Source organism: Muricaecibacterium torontonense (assembly GCF_004793925.1).
GTDB classification, from domain to species: Bacteria; Actinomycetota; Coriobacteriia; order Coriobacteriales; family Atopobiaceae; genus Leptogranulimonas; species Leptogranulimonas caecicola.
On the sequence record NZ_SRYE01000001.1, the window covers coordinates 651,873 to 669,057 of the forward strand.

Sequence of the window (17,185 nt, forward strand, 5' to 3'; positions counted from 1 at the left end):
ATGGGTCATAGATGAAATACCTAAGGTTACGCGGGTAAGAGGGGGCTGAATCTGCCCACATCGTGTTGGTTAAGGATCTACAACCATGAAAGAGACGTTGCTTCAAGATTTTGAGTGGTACCTGCCCAATGACGCAAATTTTTGGAATATCGTGGGGGAGCAAGCAGAAGACCTCAAGCGCCTAGGTTTCACCTTTGTGTGGCTGCCACCGGCGTACAAAGGGCAAGCCGGCGCCAGCGATGTGGGCTATGGCGTCTACGATCTTTTTGATTTGGGAGAGTTTGACCAAAAGGGCACGACGGCTACCAAGTACGGCACCTTGGACCAGTATTTAACAGCTATCAAAACGCTTCACGATCAGGGGCTAAAGGTCGTCGGCGACATCGTGCTCAACCACCGCATGGGGGCAGACGAAAAAGAGACTGTGCAGGTAAACGCCTGCAACCCTCAAAATCGCCTTCAAGATACCAGCGGCGAGTTTGAGGCAGACGTCTGGACCAAGTACACCTTTCCCGGGCGCAATGGGGCCCACGATGACTTTACCTGGGATGCCTCAGACTTTACCGGCACCGATCACGACGATCGCACCGGCAAAAACGAGATCCTTTCCTTTGAAGGTAAAAGCTGGAACGACAACGTAAGCAAAGAAGACGGCAACTTTGACTTCATCATGGGTGATGACGTGGACTTTTCCATGGATGAAGTGGTGGCTCAGCTTACTACCTGGGGCCTTTGGTATACCAAGAAGGCCGGGCTTGACGGCTTTCGCGTGGACGCCGTCAAAAGCATCGATTCCAAATTCTTTGGGCCGTGGCTTCAAGAGATGTCGGAGGTGGGCAATCATCCCATCTTTGCGGTAGGGGAGTTTTGGAGCGGCGACAGCAACGATCTTAAAGGGTATCTGGCAGACAGCGGTCGCTGCATGAGGCTCTTTGACGTGCCGCTCCACTTCAAGCTGCAGCAGGCTTCTCAGCAGCCAGCCAACTACGACATGCATCAGCTTTTTGACAACACTATCACTAAAGACGATCCCGATCTTTCCTGTCCCTTTGTGGACAACCACGATACGCAGCCCGGGCAATCACTCCAAAGCTGGGTGGAGGATGGCTTTAAGTCTCGCGCTTATGCCACCATTTTGTTGAGAGACGCCCAAGCTCCCTTCGTGTTCTATGGCGATCTTTGGGGCATCCCTCACGATGGCAAGAACCCGGTGCCTTACCTGCGCGAGATGATCTGGATCCGCTCTCATCTGCTGGGCGACGAGCTGGTGGACATGAACGATTACGACCACCAAAAGATGTGCTGGTTGGTGCGCGGCGATCATCCGGTGTTTGTGATTTGGACCGGCGCTGACTGGAAGCAAAAGGACATCGTGGAGCCCACGTTGGCCGGCAAGACCTTTGTGGATGTGTGTGACCCTTCGCATCTGGTGCCTGTGTCAGAAAACGGCACTGCCAGCTTCACCTGCAGCCCCAACGGCCTGGGCATCTACATCACCTGCGAAGACTACGAGACCCTGAAGCAGGAGCTTTACTAACGACATCCCTGTAGAGAGACGATGCTTTTTCGCCCCGCATAAGAAAAGCCCATTCCCCAACATCGTACTGGTAGCGGGGGATGGGCTTCTCGGCAGGATCAGGCTGCGAAATGGGCGCTGCTACTTGGCTTTGCCCTGGTTGGCGACGGCGTTGATCTTGGCGGCGATGGTCTCGGGATCGCCGATGTACTCCTTGGAAAGCACGTTGAAGTCTTTATCAAAGGTGTACACCAGGGGCACGCCGGTGGGAATGTTGACTTCCAAAATTTCGTCGGGAGTGAGCTTGTCAAACTCCATGACCAGAGAGCGCAGCGAGTTGCCGTGGGCGGCGATGAGCACACGCTGACCATCGCGCATTTGCGGCTCTACCACCTGCTGGAACCAGGGCCATACGCGAGCGATGGTGTCTTCGAGGCACTCGGCGTAGGGGATCTCGTTGGCCGGGATGTTGCGGTAGGCCGGCTGGCTGTGGGCGTCGCGCGGATCGCCCGGCTCCAGCGCAGGGGGACGCACGTCAAAGGAGCGGCGCCAGATCCTTACCTGCTCCTCGCCATACTTGGCGGCGGTATCGGCCTTGTTGAGGCCCTGAAGCGCGCCGTAGTGGCGCTCGTTGAGCTTCCAGGTCTTTTCCACCGGCAGCCAGTCGCGATCCAAGGCATCCAGCACCAGGTTGAGGGTGTGAATGGCGCGCTTGAGGTAGCTGGTGTAGCAAATATCAAAGTCGTAGCCGGCGTCTTTCAGGGCTACGCCGCCGTTGTAGGCTTCGTTGCGGCCCTTCTCGGTAAGGTCGACGTCAGACCAGCCGGTAAACAGATTGGCCTTGTTCCACTGGCTCTCGCCGTGCCTGATGAGCACCAACTGCATGGTTTCTGGGGTCATGGAGATTCCTTTCTTGGGGCTTGCGGAGAGGTATGGGTCTCTCTAGTATGGAAATAAGTAAACCATGGGTAACTTAATTGCTGCCCACATCCTACCCGATCTCCGTCAATGAAGCCGCATCGCGTTAAGCTCCATTGACTCCCTATCTACCCAAGGAGTCCCCCTATGATTGACGCCATCATAATTTCTTTAGTTGTCGTGGCCGTCGTCTTCGTGATCCGCGCCCATCTGCGCGCCACGCTTTCCGGCCAGTGCTCCGGATGCCCCTCGTCAAAAGGCTGCGCCACGCTTTCTTGTTCGGGTGACGGCGCGCCTGCCTGCTGCATCGCTACCGAGAAAACCCTCCGTTCCATCGATGAGTCGGTGGCGAAGGCCGCGGCGTGCGCCCCACAAAAATCCGACGTGCCCTCCTGCTGCTCCAAGCACGAGGGGTAAGGGTTTCTCGGCACAGGAGAGCTCTGGCTTGCTCCTATATTTTTGGCTACCGCCTGGCCATCGGAAGCCAGAGGCGAAACAGCGGCGAAACACGTCTGTGCGAAGGTTGAGCTAACTATGGACGTATTCCCTTCGCACAAACGAGGTGGACATGAGTAATAGCAGCAAGGATATCGATTACGTACTTCGAACGGTAGAAGAGCGCGACGTGCGTTTTGTGCGCCTATGGTTTACCGACGTGCTGGGTAACATCAAGGCTTTCGCTATCTCGCCAGAGGATCTGGAGGAGGCCTTCGAGGAGGGCATTGGATTCGACGGGTCTTCGGTAGATGGCTTTTCCAGCATCCTTGAGTCCGACATGCTGGCTTTCCCAGATGCCTCCACGTTCCAGTTCTTGCCCTGGCGCCCCTCCACCAATGCGGTGGCGCGCATCTTCTGCGACATTCTGACTCCGGACCGCCAGTCGTTCGAGGGCGATCCGCGCGCCTGCCTCATGCGGGTCTTCCGCCTGGCAAACGACCGCGGCTTTGTTCCCAATATTGGGCCTGAGCTGGAGTTTATCTACTCGGAGACCGGCGCGGTGCCCGTGCCGTTGGACAATGCCGGCTACTTTGACTATGCCCCCACCAACTCCTCCCGCGAGCTGCGTCGCGACACGGTGCTGTCGCTGGAGCGCCTCTCTATCCCGGTGGAGTACTCCTATCACGCCATGGGGCCCTCCCAAAACGGGCTGTCCTTGCGCTATTCCGAGGCCGTCACCGCCGCAGACAACATCATGACTGCCCGCTTCGCCATCAAGCAGGTGGCTCAAAACTACGGCTTCTATGCCTCCTTCATGCCCAAGCCTCTGCAGGGCCGTCCCGGATCCGGCATGTTCTTGCAGGAGTCGCTCTTCGACTCCGATGGCGAGAACGTCTTCTGGGGCGCCACCGACACCCTCTATCACCTGAGCGACATCGCCCACTGCTACATCGCGGGCCTCATAAAGTACGCCCCTGAGTACATGCTGCTCACCAACCCCACGGTGAACTCCTACAAGCGCCTGGTGCCTGGCGGAGAAGCGCCCACCTTTGCCACCTGGGGCCGTCGCAATCGCAACGCCTTGGTGCGCGTGCCCATGCACAAGCCGGGCAAGCATCAGTCCACCCGCCTGGAGCTGCGCGTGCCCGATCCTTCGGCCAACCCTTACCATGCCATCGCCGCCAGCGTGCTGGCAGGCCTCAAGGGTATCGAGGAAGGGCTGGAGCTTCCGCCTGAGTACACGGCAGACCTGGGCTCCTCGCCGGCAGAGCTGGCAGCTGCCGGCTTCGAGCGCCTGCCCCGCAACCTGGGAGAGGCCATCGAGAGCTTCCGCCACTCCACGCTCATGCGCGAGATGCTGGGCGACCGCACCTTCGACTTCTTGGTGGCCGAGAAGAGCCGCGAGTGGGATTCCTACAACGCTTCTGTCACCGATTGGGAGATCAAGAAGTATTACGGCGGCTATTAAGCGGCAGCGCCTCGCAAGCGCTTTATAGATTGCCTGGTAAAGCCCTCGCGCAGTGTCGCTGCACGAGGGCTTTTTGACGCTCTTGAAGACCTTTAGGTACAAATCTGCTCTAGGCCGGCAAGGAAAGGTCTGCGGCCCTGCGTGCGCGTAGGTGCAGGAGACTTCAGGCGTGAAATATGCCACTTGAAGCGACGGCAGGGTTTCTCGGCAAAGGAAACAAGAAAAAGTAATAGGCCAGTTGGTCTAGATGTTGATAGGTACCCAGTAGCCTATGGCGCGCTTTGACTGGGAAACTCAGCAGGCTGAAACACAATATAAAAACAACCTGAATAATTGCCCAAAAAAGCCTGAAGAATATGCAACAGGATATTTCTAATTTGGGGAGTACAATAGACCAAACAAGATAAAGAAATTAGAAACAAACTCCCACTATATATCTAGGAATATAGAAGTCACCATGCGCTGGCAGCGACGATCACCTCACAACTTCATAGGCTTGTTAGGTCAGCTTTTGCTCCAAGGGGGAGTGCTAGATTGTCCACCAGAACGTCCCAACGCACGTTCAGAAATCTGATTGTGATTGGTGTGGCTGTAGCCCTTATGTGCGGTGCGGCTATTGCGGGCTGCAAGCCTCGCAGCATGAGGGAGGCCCAAACGGTCTACGGGCTAGTGAATCCTGGAACGCTGACTGTGGCCTGCGACTTCGCCTCTCCGCCTATGAATTTCTACGACAACTCGGGAGCCCCTCGCGGCTTTGAGTACGAGCTTTTGCAGACGGTGGCCGATCGCTTGGGACTCAAGGTGAAGTACATCGAAGACACCTCGGTTAAAGACATCCCAGCGGCGCTCAATGAGCACAAGGCGGACATGGGCGCCTCGGCCATTGTGGTATCAGATGTGGGCACGGTCTCCGACGGCGTCATCATCGGCCGCCCCTACATGGCGGTGGGCCGCGACCTTATCATTGCGCGCGATGCTGAGCGCACAGACCTGGACGATTACAACGACCCTTCGGTCACCATCGCGGTAGATGCTGAGTCTGCCAGCGAAAACTGGGTGCGCAACCGCCTGCCCAAGGCCCAGATCGCCCAGGTAAAAACCGCCGATGAGGGCCTGGTGGGCGTCACCGAGGGCACCTATTCCGCCGCTGTCTACGACGACGTCACCGCCTCGTACCTGTTGAGCGGCACCTACTCCAACCTCATGGTTGCCAACCATGTGCACAACGCCGGCCAATACTGCTTTGTCTATCCCGAGGGCTCCGCCACCTTGCGCGACGACATCGACCAGGTGATGCAAGACCTGGAGAGCGAGGGCTATATCGATTCTCTCGAAACCAAGTGGTTCGGGTCGGTCCTCGACTAGCCTCTGCCGCCTCTATCTCGCTCCCTATCCCATAGCCGAGCTGCTCTTTTAAGGCAGCTCGGCTTTTGCGTTTGATACATTCTGGCGATCTTGCAAGGGTTTTCTTACCTACCGTTTGCCGATAAGAGCAGCCACCTTATGCCAGGCTCCTCGGTATCCCTTTGTGCGTCGGAGCTGGAAAAATATGCAAAACAAACCTGAATAACACTCAGAAGATGCATAAATATTTGGTTTCAGGCCCGTGGGGAAGGCACTTTTTTGAAGCAAATGGGTGCAGGGGTGTTAGTATCATCCCCATATTCTGACGACGCCCTACTTTATGCGCACGTCAAAAGGGTGCCGCACGCAAGGCACCCTTTTGTGGTTGATAGAAGGGAACATCATGAACCACACAAGGAGCGGCTTGGGGTTCCAAAGCCGGCTGATGTGTCTGGTAGTAGCCCTGATGGTCGCTCTGGGCACGCTGGGCATTCTTGTCCCTACCAGCGCTCAGGCCCTCACTGTGAACAAGGCCACTGCCTCGCCTAATGAGGACGGCGGATCAGGGGTCATTGGCGGCATCGATACCCGTCTCACCTGGGAAGCCACGGTGGACGAGGGCGAGACCATCTCGGGTGTGACCCTCAAGCTGCCCCAAGACGGCTCCTTCGACGGATCCAGCACCCGCGTGACCGTGCTTGACGGGCTCAAGCGCAAACCCGTGGATGCCCAAGTGGCGGTCCAAGGCACTGCCTTGCAAGTGGCCTTCTCTGAGGATGCCGTAGGCGGCGACCTGCTGCGCATCGAGGTCACCAATATGAAGTTTCCTCCTGAGGGCGGCGATGTGCAGGTGACCGGTACGGCCACCGTCAACGGCCAAGAGGAAGATCTCACCCCTTCTCCGGCCATCGCCATCATCGCCAACACTCCGCTTCAGGCAGCGGTGATGTGGCTGGACGAGCAGCCTTGGGTGGCTGCCTGGAACTCCAATCAGTTCTTGGGCATGTTCTTTAAACCTCAGCTGTTGCTCACTTCTTTTGCCTCACTCTTCCCGGGCTGGCTGGTGTGCTTGGCCATCGTGGTCATCGCGTATCCCTTTGCCATCTTGCTGGGCCTCGTCTTCGCCTTCATGAAGATGGCCAAGCATCGCGGAGTGCGCGCCATCGCGGTGACCTACATCAACATCTTGCGTGGCACCCCGCTGTTCTTGCAGATCTACATCATGTTCTTTGGCCTGCCCATGCTGGGCATCAACATCGACAACAATGTGTTGGGCGTCATTGTGATGGCGGTGAACTCCTCGGCCTACCTGGCAGAGATTTTCCGCGCCGGCATAGAGTCCATCCCCCGCGGCCAATATGAGGCAGCAGAGTCTTTGGGCATGAACTACATGCAAACCATGACCTGTGTCATCCTGCCCCAAACCGTCCGTCGCGTGCTGCCTACCGTGACCAGCGACTTTATCACTGGCTACAAAGACACCTCGCTGCTTTCCTCGGTAGGCGTCATGGAGCTCATGATGTTCTCCAAGAACCTCACCACGGTGACGGGCAACATCACTCCTTACATCGCCGCGGCCATTTACTACCTCATTGTCACACTGCCCCTCATTCGCATCGTGTCCAAGGTGGAGGCTCGCTTGGCCCGCTCCGAGTCTGGCGGCGGCCCGCGCCCCAAGGCCGGCGCCCCTAAGGCAACCGGCGTAGAAGACCGCGATGCCGAGGTAGTGCCTGGCACTGCCCAATGCGCCGCTACGCCCCAAGACAAGGCGTTGGTGCTCGCGGGGATGCCAATGGTGGAGGACGCCTGCCAAGTAGCCGTCGCCGCCCCTGCGGCAGAGGAGGTCCCTGCCTGGCGCCTTCTGGCCTCATCCGTCTTTGGAACCGTTCCCTTTGGCGCTGCTTCTTCGAAGGGGGAGAGCCATGAAGTCTAAAAAGACCGCCGTACCCGAGGTCGCCCCAGCCCTCGATGGCGATGTGGCCGCCAAGCTGGCCTATGAGCACGACAAGAACCTCACCACTCACCACTTTGTGGAGGGCGAGCATCCCATGGTGCGCATCGAGCACCTCAACAAAGCCTTCGACGACAATGTGGTGCTAAGAGACGTGAACCTCAACGTCTGGCCGGGTGAGGTGGTGGTGGTTCTCGGCCCCTCCGGATCGGGAAAGTCCACCATGCTGCGCTGCATCAATCGCCTGGAAACGCCTACCGCCGGACACATCCTCTTCAAGGACCAGGCCATCACGGCTGCCCACAAGAAGGACTTGTGCGACCTGCGCAGGCACCTGGGGATGGTGTTTCAGAACTTCAACCTGTTCCCCCATCTGTCGGCCAAGGAGAACGTCATGATCGGCCAGACCAAGGTGCTGGGGCGCGCTAAAGAAGAAGCCGAGAAGGAAGCTCTCGCGCAGCTGGCCGCGGTAGGGCTGGCCGATCGCGCAGACTACATGCCGGCGCAGCTCTCCGGCGGCCAGCAGCAGCGTGTGGCCATTGCCCGTGCGGTGGCCATGCATCCAGAGGTGCTGCTCTTTGACGAGCCCACCAGCGCTCTCGATCCCGAGCTGGTGCGCGGCGTGCTGGACGTCATGCGCGATCTGGCTGAGAACTCGGGCATGACCATGATCGTGGTGACCCACGAGATGGGTTTTGCCCGCGATGTGGCCGACCGCGTGGTCTTCATGGAGGACGGCGTGGTGGTTGAGGAGGGCTTGCCAAACGAGGTCTTTGACCATCCCAAAAATGAACGTACTGCGGCGTTCCTAGGAAATATCACTGAGGTCTAAAAAACAGGGACTATACTCACAAAGGTGTCAATTTAGGCGTGTGACCTGGGATAGCGTCATTATCTTTTCAGCTTCTCCCAAGCTGTGGGATTCCTGAGGAAATCCTGTGGTAAACTAGCTGACATATTGTGCCAACAAAGGGCTGCACTAATCGGTAAGCGGTCATGCCGGCTTACCCAACGCGGCCCATAGACCTCAAGTGCCCAGAGCCTGCTTTGCCGGCTCTTGAAGGAGGCCGGCTTGCAGCACCACAAAAACGTCTTGCTCGTGTCCAGAACCACCCGTCTGCATGAGCGCATGCGCGAACTTTCTCATTCTTTAGACATCTCTATCCTGCTGTCCACTCCTGACACCTTTGATCAGGCAGTGACTTCGGGTCATGAGTTCGACCTGGTAGTCTTCGATCTCTCGGGCGTCACTCCAGAAGTGCAAACCCGCGTCAACGCCTATGTAGTGGGTAACTCCGGCATTCCCCGTCTGCTGGTGGTAGACGAGGATATGCTACTCAACCTTCGCATGCCCGTGCAGGGCCGCAGCGACTTCATCCTGCCTGGCGCGTCCGAGGTGGAGTTCGAGGTGCGTATGTCCCAGCTCCTCTGGCCGGGCGAAGAGACGGTGCCCTCAGACTTTGTGACCATCGACAACATGACCATCAACCTGGCCACCTATCAGGTGACCATCGATGGCAACCCCGTCGACCTCACTCTCATGGAGTACTCGCTGCTGTCCTTCTTGGCCACGCACCCTTCACGCGCCTACTCCCGCGAGGCGCTGCTCCACCGCGTCTGGGGCTTCGAGTACTGCGGCGGCACCCGTACGGTGGACGTGCACATCCGTCGCGTGCGCTCCAAAGTGGGCCCCCAGGTAGCCTCCCATATCGTCACCGTGCGCGGCGTGGGCTATCTCTTCAAGCTCTAAGAGCCCAGGTAGGAAGGGCGGGTTTCTCGGCAAGTAACGCCCCGTCTCGACGTATAAGCTCAGGATCATCAAGGGTTTCTTGGCCTCTACCTGGCCGAGAAACCCCTTCTTTATGGCTTGGTGCCTGCAGGAATCCCTCAGTCATTTGCAATTCTTACCAATTCTTACGAAGAAATGGCTTAGCTGAAAGCCGACGGTAAATGGGGTACATTCCTTACACCCGTCAACGCAGAGGAAAGGTTTGCCCATGGCCCCTGAAGATCAAAATTCCCTGCACCCAGAAGATCCTTCTCAAAATCCCACGTCCGAGTCTGAGGTCTCGGATGCTGAGTATGCAGCCGTCCAGTTTGCTATGCCTGTGCCAGAGCCTTCCGCATCTCAGCCAGAAGCGCCAGAGGCGCCTGTGCCCCCTGTGCAGGACCCCTACGCGCCGCAGCCCGTAGCCGCACAGCCTACTGAGGCGCGGCCTTCGCACCCGGCATCTCCTGAGCCTGCGCTCCATTTGGGTCACGGGGCAGAGACCGATTCGCTGCTTGAGCCCACCCCTCGCCACGAGAGGCCGCAACCCCCTGCGGGCCTGGCGGGCACCCAGCGCCAGCCGCAGGTTTCCACTACGCAGCTGCCGCCCATAAGCCCCAGCCTTACGCAGCGCCAGCCTCAGGCTCCAGTGCCGCCGGTGCCTCCGGTGGAGCCGCCACAGAATCCTGGCAGCCCCCAAGACTTTGCGGGCGAGCCTGCGCCTCAGCCGGCTCCCAAAAAGCGCTCGGGCTTTCTGCCTGGTCTTTTGGGCGGCCTGTTGGGCGCTTTGCTCGTCGCCGGCCTTTGGTTTGGCGTGACCCGCTTGGTGCCCGCCGCCTCTCAGACCACCTCTCCTTCCCAGGCTGGTCCTACGGTAAACATCTCCGCCAACCAAGAGAACGCCTCTACCGCCGAGGTGGTGGCAGCCAAGTGCCTGCCCTCGGTCGCTTCCATCAATGTGACTACTTCCCAGGGCGAAGGTGTGGGCAGCGGCGTGGTCTATGACACCCAGGGCAACATCCTCACCAACTACCACGTAGTAGAAGACGCCCAGTCGCTGGTGGTAAACCTCAATGGCAAGAGCTATGAGGGCACCGTGGTGGGTTCTGACCCTTCCAGCGACTTGGCCGTGGTGCATGTGGACCTCAATGGCGACCCTGTCACCCCCATGGAGATCGCCGACTCCTCCAAGCTGGTGGTGGGCCAGTGGGTCATGAGCCTGGGCAGCCCCTTTGGCCTTGACCAGTCGGTGTCCACCGGCATTGTGAGCTCGCTCTACCGCTCCACCATCATGGAAGGCTCTGCCGGCAACACCATCTACACCAACCTGGTGCAGACCGATGCCGCCATCAACCCCGGCAACTCCGGCGGCGCCCTGGTGAACGCTCAAGGCCAGCTCATCGGCATCAACTCCATCATTCAGAGCGCTTCTGGCTCCAGCTCGGGCGTAGGATTCGCCATCCCCTCCAACTACGTCAAGAAGGCAGCAGACGCCATTATTGCCGGCAAGCCCGTCGAGCACGCCTACCTGGGCGCCAACGTGCGCACCGTCACTCCGCAGGTGGCCGCTCAGGCGCACCTGGCAGTAAAGCAGGGCGCTTACGTTGACTCCGTGGTGCAGGGCATGCCCGCCGCTCAGGCAGGCCTCCAGGAGGGCGACATCATCACTGCTATCGATGGCGAGGCCGTGACCTCGGGCGACAACCTTATCCTGGCCGTCCGCAGCAAGGAGGTGGGCGACAAAGTCACCCTTACCTACTATCGCGGCTCCACCGAGTCCACCGTCGACGTCACCTTGGGCTCCGATGCCGAGGCTCAGGCCTCCCAGGCCCAGCGCCGCCAGTCTGCCTATGAGCAGGGCGACAGCGACGAAGACACCCAGGCGCTTCCCAACCGCACTCGTTAACTCCATGAAGGAGGGCGGGTTTCTCGGCTGCACTCTTCTCCTTTGCTCCCCCTTTTGCCGCCCGATGCTTCCTTGGCCCTTGCAGGCCCAGGGAGGGTCGGGTGGTTTTTCCTGCCGAGAAACCCTGGTCATTGCCGCCAGGGGGATGTGGCGCCTTGGCTTCGTGTCCAGAAATGCCTCCATGAAAGGAAGCCAAAGCTTACTTCTCAAAATACCTACTAAAGAGTGGGAATATAATGGTTCGCGTTGGGAAGCCTAGTGAATGCACGGGAGAGGCCTAAAGAACGCGACACGCTTTAGGAGGCGTTATGGATAGCAAGCACACTTCTGCTCAAGTGCCTGTGGCGCCAGAGGCTCAGTCTGGCGCGCAAAAGCCTGCCGAGCGCACGGTGGCTCGGCTGGCGGTGGAGGGCATGACCTGCGCCAGCTGCTCTTCCATCATCGAGAAGATGGTGGGGCGCATGCCCGGTGTCGACAACATCGCAGTGAATCTGGCGGCCAACACGGCCACAGTAGCCTTCGACCCGGCCCAAGAAGACCTGGAAAAGATCTGCACCACCATCGATGACCTGGGCTTTGTGGCCAATGTCATCCCCGAGGAGAATCGTGCGAAGTTCGACGAGGAGCGCCGCGCCAAAGAGCGTGCCTCCGAGCAGCGCGACCTCATGACCTTTGTGGCGGCGCTGGTTCTCACCATCATTATCGTGATCATTTCCATGACGCCTCTGGGCATGGATCTGGCCATGGGGATCTCCATGGGCCTCTTTGGCGCCCATGACCATGCCCAGGCCATGTTGGTCATGAACGTCATCGACTTCATCCTTTGCATCCCGGTGCAGTTTATATGCGGCGCGCGCTACTACCGTGGCATGTGGGGAGCCCTCAAAGCCCGCGCCGGCAACATGGACACGCTGGTGGCGGTGGGCACCACGGTAGCCTTTGCCTATGCGACCTACCTCACCTTTGGGCCGCGTGCGCTCTCGGGCCAGATGGCCCCCTTCGAGACCAGCGCCATGCTCATCACCTTCATGCTGCTGGGCAAGATGCTGGAGCATCGCGCCAAGGGCCGTGCGGGCCAGGCGGTGGAGGAGCTCATGGGCCTCACGCCGCGCGAGGCCCATATCCGCCGAGGTGCAGATGTCATCGACGTCCCCGTGGAGTCTCTGGTGGTGGGCGACGTCGTGGTGGTGCGCCCCGGCGAGCGCATCCCGGCAGACGGCCAGGTGGTCTCGGGTTCCTCCTCGGTAGATGAGTCCATGCTTACCGGCGAGCCCCTCTATCAGGAGAAAGCCCAGGGCGACACAGTCACCGGCGGCACGGTCAACGGCACCGGCGTGCTGGACTTCCGCGTCACCGCGGCAGGCTCTGACACCACGCTGGCAGGCATCGTGCGCATGGTGGAGGCTGCCCAAGGTTCCAAGCCTCCCGTGCAGCGTCTGGCCGATAAGATCAGCGCCGTCTTTGTGCCAGCCGTCCTATCCATCTCAGCGGTCACCTTTGTGGTGTGGATCTGCGTGCTGGCCTCCCAAGGCCCTCTCAACGGCGCTGCGGTCGAGCGCGCCCTCATGGTGGGGGTCTCGGTGATCGTGGTGGCGTGCCCCTGCGCCCTGGGTCTGGCAGTGCCCACTGCCATCATGGTAGGCACCGGCCGCGGCGCCGAGGAAGGCCTGCTCATCAAGGACGGCGAGGCGCTGGAAGGGGCAGGCTCCGTCACCGACGTGGTCTTTGACAAGACCGGCACTCTTACCCAGGGAATGCCTGAGGTGGTCTCGGTAGTCTGCGACCCTGAGGTCTCTCAGGACAAGGCCATGGCCTTGGCTGCCGGCTTGGAGAAGGACAGCGAGCACCCCTTGGCCAAAGCCGTGCTGCTTTGGGCTGCCGAGAGGGATGTGGCCCCAGTGGCAGTGACCTCTTTTGAGGCCCTTGCGGGGCAAGGCATTGCGGCTCAAGGTCCCGATCCTCTCTCCGGCAGGCAGGTGGAGGTGGCCTTTGGCAACCAGCGGCTGCTGGAGTCGCTGGCTGCGCCTATGCCCCAGTGGGCCGTTCAGGATGAAAGCCATGCAGGCACTACGCGCATGTATCTGGTGGCAAACGGCCGCCTTGTCGCGGTGGTGGATGCCCGCGACACGCCAAAGCCCACCGCCCGCGACGGCGTGGCGGCACTTCAGGCTTTGGGTGTGCGTGTGTCCATGCTCTCTGGCGACAACCACAGCGCGGCTCAAGCGGTAGCCGTCGAGGTGGGCATCAAGCCCGAGGATGTCATCGCCGAGGTCTTGCCCCGGGACAAGGCCGGCGAGATCCAGCGCCTCAAGGATGAGGGCCGCAAGGTGGCCATGGTAGGCGACGGCATCAACGACACTCCGGCGCTGGCCACCGCAGATGTGGGCATCGCCATGGGAGCCGGCTCTGACGCTGCTCTCGAGGTGGGTCAGGTAGTGCTCATGCACGACGACGTACGCGACGTCTCTCGAGCCATATCGCTCTCCCGTGCCACCATGCGCAAGATCCATCAGAACTTTGCCTGGGCGCTGGGCTACAACTGCCTGCTCATCCCGCTCGCCTGCGCTGGCATCCTGGCCCCTGAGGTCTCCGGCGCCTGCATGGCGCTCTCCTCGGTGTCGGTGGTCACCAACTCGCTGTTGCTCAAGCGCTGGCGCGCCTAGGGCGGCCCGCCTCGAGTCGGCAGCCGGGAGAGTCCGGGTACAGTAGGGCTAGGACACACGAGCAGGGGAGTGACTATGGATAAAGATTCGGCGCGCGCACGGGCACAGGAGCTTCGCGAGCTACTTGATTACAACGCTTATCGCTACTATGCGCTGGATGATCCAGAAGTCACAGACGCCCAGTTCGACCAGTGGCTGATGGAGCTCCAGGACATCGAGGCCCAATACCCGGATTTGGTGGTGCCCGAGAGCTATACCCAGCGGGTGGGCGGCTACGTAAGCCCGCAGTTTGCCGAGGTCACCCATGCAAGGCCCATGTACTCCATCGATGACGCCATGAATCTGGAGGAGCTGGACGCCTGGTTGGCCAAGACCGACGAAGCGCTGGGGTCGACGCCGGAGCATCCGGTGGCCTATACCTGCGAGCTCAAGATCGACGGGCTGGGCGTGGCGGTCACCTACCGCAACGGCGAGTTCGTGCGGGCGGCCACCCGCGGCAACGGCACGGTGGGCGAGGACGTGACCCTCAACGTGCGCACCATCAAAGACGTGCCGGTGGAGCTCGATGCCAAAGGTCTGGATGCGCTAAGTGACGCTTCGGGACCGCAGGGCCAGTCGCTTCTGGAAGTGCGTGGTGAGGTCTACATGCCCAAGAGCGAGTTCGTGCGCCTCAACAGCGAGCGCGATCTGGCAGGACTGCCGGTCTTTGCCAACCCTCGCAACGCGGCGGCAGGGTCGCTTCGCCAAAAAGACCCCCGCATCACCCGCGGGCGCAAGCTGGCCACCTTCATCTATGCGGTGGCCGACCCCTCCATGGTGCACGTCACCACTCAGCAGCAATTCTTGGAATGGCTCGCCAGCTGCGGTTTTGTGGTGAACGACCACTTCCGCCGCTGCGACAGCGCCGCCGAGGTCCACGAGTTTTGCGCCCAGGCGTTAGCCCAGCGCAACGACCTCAACTACGACATCGACGGCGTGGTGGTCAAGGTGGACTCCTTTGCCAGCCAAGAGGCCCTGGGCTTCACCAGCCGCGCGCCCCGGTGGGCCATCGCCTTCAAGTTCCCGCCAGAGGAAAAAGAGACGGTGCTGCGCGACATCCGCATCCAGGTGGGGCGCACCGGCGTGCTCACACCGGTAGCCGAGTTTGACCCCGTAGTGGTGGCTGGATCCACCATCGCCCGCGCCACGCTCCACAACATGGACGAGATAGAGCGACGCAACGTGCGCGTGGGCGACACCATCATCGTGCACAAGGCTGGCGACGTAATCCCCGAGGTCGTGGGTCCTGTCCTTGCCAAGCGCCCCTCAGACTCGGCGCCCTTCCACATGCCTGCTCTCTGCCCCTCTTGCGGAAGCCCTGTAGTGCACGAGGAGGGCGAAGTGGCCTACCGCTGCATCTCCATCGACTGTCCCGCCCAGTCCTTGGAGCGCTTGGAGCACTGGCAGAGCCGCAAGGCCATGGACATCGACGGCATGGGTCCCGAGATGATCGGACGCCTGGTGGCCGCCGGTTATCTGCGCGACGTGGCAGACATCTACGACAATCTCGATGCCGAGAAGATCGCCGCCTTGCCTACCGGTCGCACCTACCAAACCACCACCAAGACCCATCAGGCGGGCGACCCCATCTTGGTGGGTGTGAAGACGGCAAAAAAGCTTATGGACCAGATCGAGAAGTCCAAAGACCGTCCCTTCTCGCGCGTGATCTTTGGTCTGGGAATCCAACACGTGGGTTCCTCGGTAGCCGATGCGCTTACTGCCGCCTTCCCCAGCTTGCAGGTGCTGGCGAGCGCCACAGAGGAACAGCTGGCCGCAGTGGACGGCGTAGGGCCAGTGGTGGCCTCTACCATCGCGGAGTTCTTCTCCATCCCCGAGAACTTGGAGGTGCTGCACCGCCTAGAGGCTGCAGGCCTGCGCCTAACCGACGAAGCCCCCGCCACTCCCAAGCTACCTCAAACTCTGGCAGGCCTCACCTTTGTGCTCACCGGATCGCTGGACTCCCTTACCCGCGAAGAAGCCGGAGAGGCCTTGAAGGCCTGGGGCGCCAAGGTGTCTGGCAGCGTCTCCAAAAAGACCAGCTACCTGGTGGCAGGCGCCAAAGCGGGTTCCAAGCTCACCAAAGCCCAGTCGCTGGGAGTGCCGGTGCTCGACGAGGAAGCGCTGCTGCATATTATTCAAACTGGAGAGAAACCGGAGGTCTGATAATGGAGAGTTCCAATTCGTCCGCTACCCAACGCCGTGCCCGCGCCGTGAAAATCCTAGGTCGCATTGCCTCGGGTTTATCGGTACTTATGTATGTGTCTTATATCGCTCAGATCTCCAATAATCTGGCGGGAAACTACGGCTCGCCCATTCAGCCCTTTGTGGCCATGGTGAACTGCATCTTTTGGACCGCCTACGGGTTTTTGGAAACGCCGCGGGATACCCCTATCATTGTGGCCAATGTTCCGGGCATCATCTTGGGCTGCATCGCCTTTTTGACGGCGCTGCACTAGCGCGGGCGACGTGCGCTTTGGGGTGGGCCCAGTCAATGAGAAGGGGCGCTCCCCATGGCGCAGGATACGCAGAAGAAAAAAATGCAGGATGTGGCGTTGCAGGGAGTGGCGAGCCGGCAGGATGAGGCAAGCCAGTCTCGCGCGGCTGCGACAGGGCCTGCGGAAGCTAATGGTTTGGCGACAGAGCCTGAGATCTGCGCCCAGCTGCCCGAGAAGCCTTGGATCCGTGTGCTGGCTGCCATCGCCACGGTGCTGGCCGTGATGATGTATGTCTCCTACATCCCGCAGATCACCAACAACCTGGCGGGCGATTATGGCTCGCCGGTGCAACCCTTTGTGGCCTTTGTGGCCTGCACCATTTGGGCGGTCTACGGCTACTGCAAGCGGGACCGCGACTGGGCGCTGGTGGCGGCCAACAGCCCAGGCATCTTCTTTGGCCTGGTCACCTTTTTGACGGCGCTGCACTAGGCGTTGCTGGCTGGCTGTCTTGTGAGCGGAATTACCTGCCATCTGGGTGTGTGCGCCACTTAGCACTCTTGCGTATGGGCGTACTCGCGCTACTGGCCGCGCGCTACTAAGTACTTCTACTTAGTAGCGATCTTCTATGACCTGGGGTTTTCCTTTTAAGTAAGTACTTTCGGGTGGCAATCGGGTCATTTTGGGGCCAAAAAGTACTTAGTAGCAAGCGCCTCGAGACTGTGGGTGCAGCAAGCGCACC

13 protein-coding genes are annotated in these 17,185 nt (G+C 60.0%); 12 read left to right on the top strand and 1 reads right to left on the bottom strand.

The features are described 5' to 3' along the window. The first annotated feature begins 85 nt into the window (after positions 1–85). Positions 86–1,537 carry an alpha-amylase gene (locus tag E5334_RS02700; RefSeq protein WP_136012051.1) on the top strand — a complete coding sequence of 484 codons (1,452 nt, stop codon included), beginning with the start codon at positions 86–88 and terminating at the stop codon, positions 1,535–1,537. Positions 1,538–1,657: 120 nt separating this feature from the next. Here the strand turns inward: E5334_RS02700 and gpmA are convergent, their stop codons facing one another. Further along, positions 1,658–2,416, bottom strand: a complete 759-nt coding sequence (gene gpmA / locus E5334_RS02705) for a 2,3-diphosphoglycerate-dependent phosphoglycerate mutase (protein WP_136012052.1) — start codon at positions 2,414–2,416, stop codon at positions 1,658–1,660. 165 nt (positions 2,417–2,581) lie between these two features. Between gpmA and E5334_RS02710 the strand changes: the two genes are divergently transcribed. From E5334_RS02710 to E5334_RS02760, 11 genes are all read left to right on the top strand, one after another. Further along, positions 2,582–2,851: a hypothetical protein gene (locus E5334_RS02710; protein WP_136012053.1), complete on the top strand. Its 270-nt coding sequence runs from the start codon at positions 2,582–2,584 to the stop codon at positions 2,849–2,851. Positions 2,852–3,002: 151 nt separating this feature from the next. Further along, positions 3,003–4,340, top strand: a complete 1,338-nt coding sequence (locus E5334_RS02715) for a glutamine synthetase family protein (protein WP_136012054.1) — start codon at positions 3,003–3,005, stop codon at positions 4,338–4,340. Positions 4,341–4,916: 576 nt separating this feature from the next. Next, a complete protein-coding gene (locus tag E5334_RS02720; RefSeq protein WP_136012055.1) occupies positions 4,917–5,705 on the top strand; it encodes an ABC transporter substrate-binding protein in 789 nt (262 codons plus the stop codon). 382 nt (positions 5,706–6,087) lie between these two features. After that, complete coding sequence (locus tag E5334_RS02725) at positions 6,088–7,617, top strand: amino acid ABC transporter permease (RefSeq protein WP_265591485.1); 1,530 nt, start codon at positions 6,088–6,090, stop codon at positions 7,615–7,617. Then, complete coding sequence (locus E5334_RS02730; protein ID WP_275438887.1) at positions 7,607–8,467, top strand: amino acid ABC transporter ATP-binding protein; 861 nt, start codon at positions 7,607–7,609, stop codon at positions 8,465–8,467. Before E5334_RS02725 ends, E5334_RS02730 begins: the two co-directional genes overlap by 11 nt. Before the next feature lie 297 nt (positions 8,468–8,764). Further along, positions 8,765–9,385 carry a winged helix-turn-helix domain-containing protein gene (locus tag E5334_RS02735; protein ID WP_136012153.1) on the top strand — a complete coding sequence of 207 codons (621 nt, stop codon included), beginning with the start codon at positions 8,765–8,767 and terminating at the stop codon, positions 9,383–9,385. Positions 9,386–9,632: 247 nt separating this feature from the next. Then, the gene (locus E5334_RS02740) at positions 9,633–11,309 is read left to right on the top strand and encodes a S1C family serine protease (RefSeq protein ID WP_275438888.1); all 1,677 of its coding nucleotides are present in this window, start codon (positions 9,633–9,635) and stop codon (positions 11,307–11,309) included. 308 nt (positions 11,310–11,617) lie between these two features. Further along, complete coding sequence (locus E5334_RS02745) at positions 11,618–13,972, top strand: heavy metal translocating P-type ATPase (protein ID WP_136012057.1); 2,355 nt, start codon at positions 11,618–11,620, stop codon at positions 13,970–13,972. Positions 13,973–14,047: 75 nt separating this feature from the next. Then, positions 14,048–16,174 carry an NAD-dependent DNA ligase LigA gene (ligA, locus tag E5334_RS02750; protein WP_136012058.1) on the top strand — a complete coding sequence of 709 codons (2,127 nt, stop codon included), beginning with the start codon at positions 14,048–14,050 and terminating at the stop codon, positions 16,172–16,174. Between the two features lie 2 nt (positions 16,175–16,176). Further along, complete coding sequence (locus tag E5334_RS02755) at positions 16,177–16,467, top strand: SemiSWEET family transporter (protein ID WP_136012059.1); 291 nt, start codon at positions 16,177–16,179, stop codon at positions 16,465–16,467. A gap of 54 nt (positions 16,468–16,521) precedes the next feature. Then, positions 16,522–16,935, top strand: coding sequence for a SemiSWEET family transporter (locus E5334_RS02760; protein ID WP_265591480.1), 414 nt, complete (start codon positions 16,522–16,524; stop codon positions 16,933–16,935). The last annotated feature ends 250 nt before the right edge of the window (positions 16,936–17,185 follow it).

Bases quoted from the DNA above. Each gene is read 5' to 3' on its own strand.
- E5334_RS02700 (WP_136012051.1), top strand. From the start codon at position 86: ATGAAAGAGACGTTGCTTCAAGATTTTGAGTGGTACCTGCCCAATGAC.
- gpmA (WP_136012052.1), bottom strand. From the start codon at position 2,416: ATGACCCCAGAAACCATGCAGTTGGTGCTCATCAGGCACGGCGAGAGC.
- E5334_RS02710 (WP_136012053.1), top strand. From the start codon at position 2,582: ATGATTGACGCCATCATAATTTCTTTAGTTGTCGTGGCCGTCGTCTTC.
- E5334_RS02715 (WP_136012054.1), top strand. From the start codon at position 3,003: ATGAGTAATAGCAGCAAGGATATCGATTACGTACTTCGAACGGTAGAA.
- E5334_RS02725 (WP_265591485.1), top strand. From the start codon at position 6,088: ATGAACCACACAAGGAGCGGCTTGGGGTTCCAAAGCCGGCTGATGTGT.
- E5334_RS02730 (WP_275438887.1), top strand. From the start codon at position 7,607: ATGAAGTCTAAAAAGACCGCCGTACCCGAGGTCGCCCCAGCCCTCGAT.
- E5334_RS02735 (WP_136012153.1), top strand. From the start codon at position 8,765: ATGCGCGAACTTTCTCATTCTTTAGACATCTCTATCCTGCTGTCCACT.
- E5334_RS02740 (WP_275438888.1), top strand. From the start codon at position 9,633: ATGGCCCCTGAAGATCAAAATTCCCTGCACCCAGAAGATCCTTCTCAA.
- E5334_RS02745 (WP_136012057.1), top strand. From the start codon at position 11,618: ATGGATAGCAAGCACACTTCTGCTCAAGTGCCTGTGGCGCCAGAGGCT.
- ligA (WP_136012058.1), top strand. From the start codon at position 14,048: ATGGATAAAGATTCGGCGCGCGCACGGGCACAGGAGCTTCGCGAGCTA.
- E5334_RS02755 (WP_136012059.1), top strand. From the start codon at position 16,177: ATGGAGAGTTCCAATTCGTCCGCTACCCAACGCCGTGCCCGCGCCGTG.
- E5334_RS02760 (WP_265591480.1), top strand. From the start codon at position 16,522: ATGGCGCAGGATACGCAGAAGAAAAAAATGCAGGATGTGGCGTTGCAG.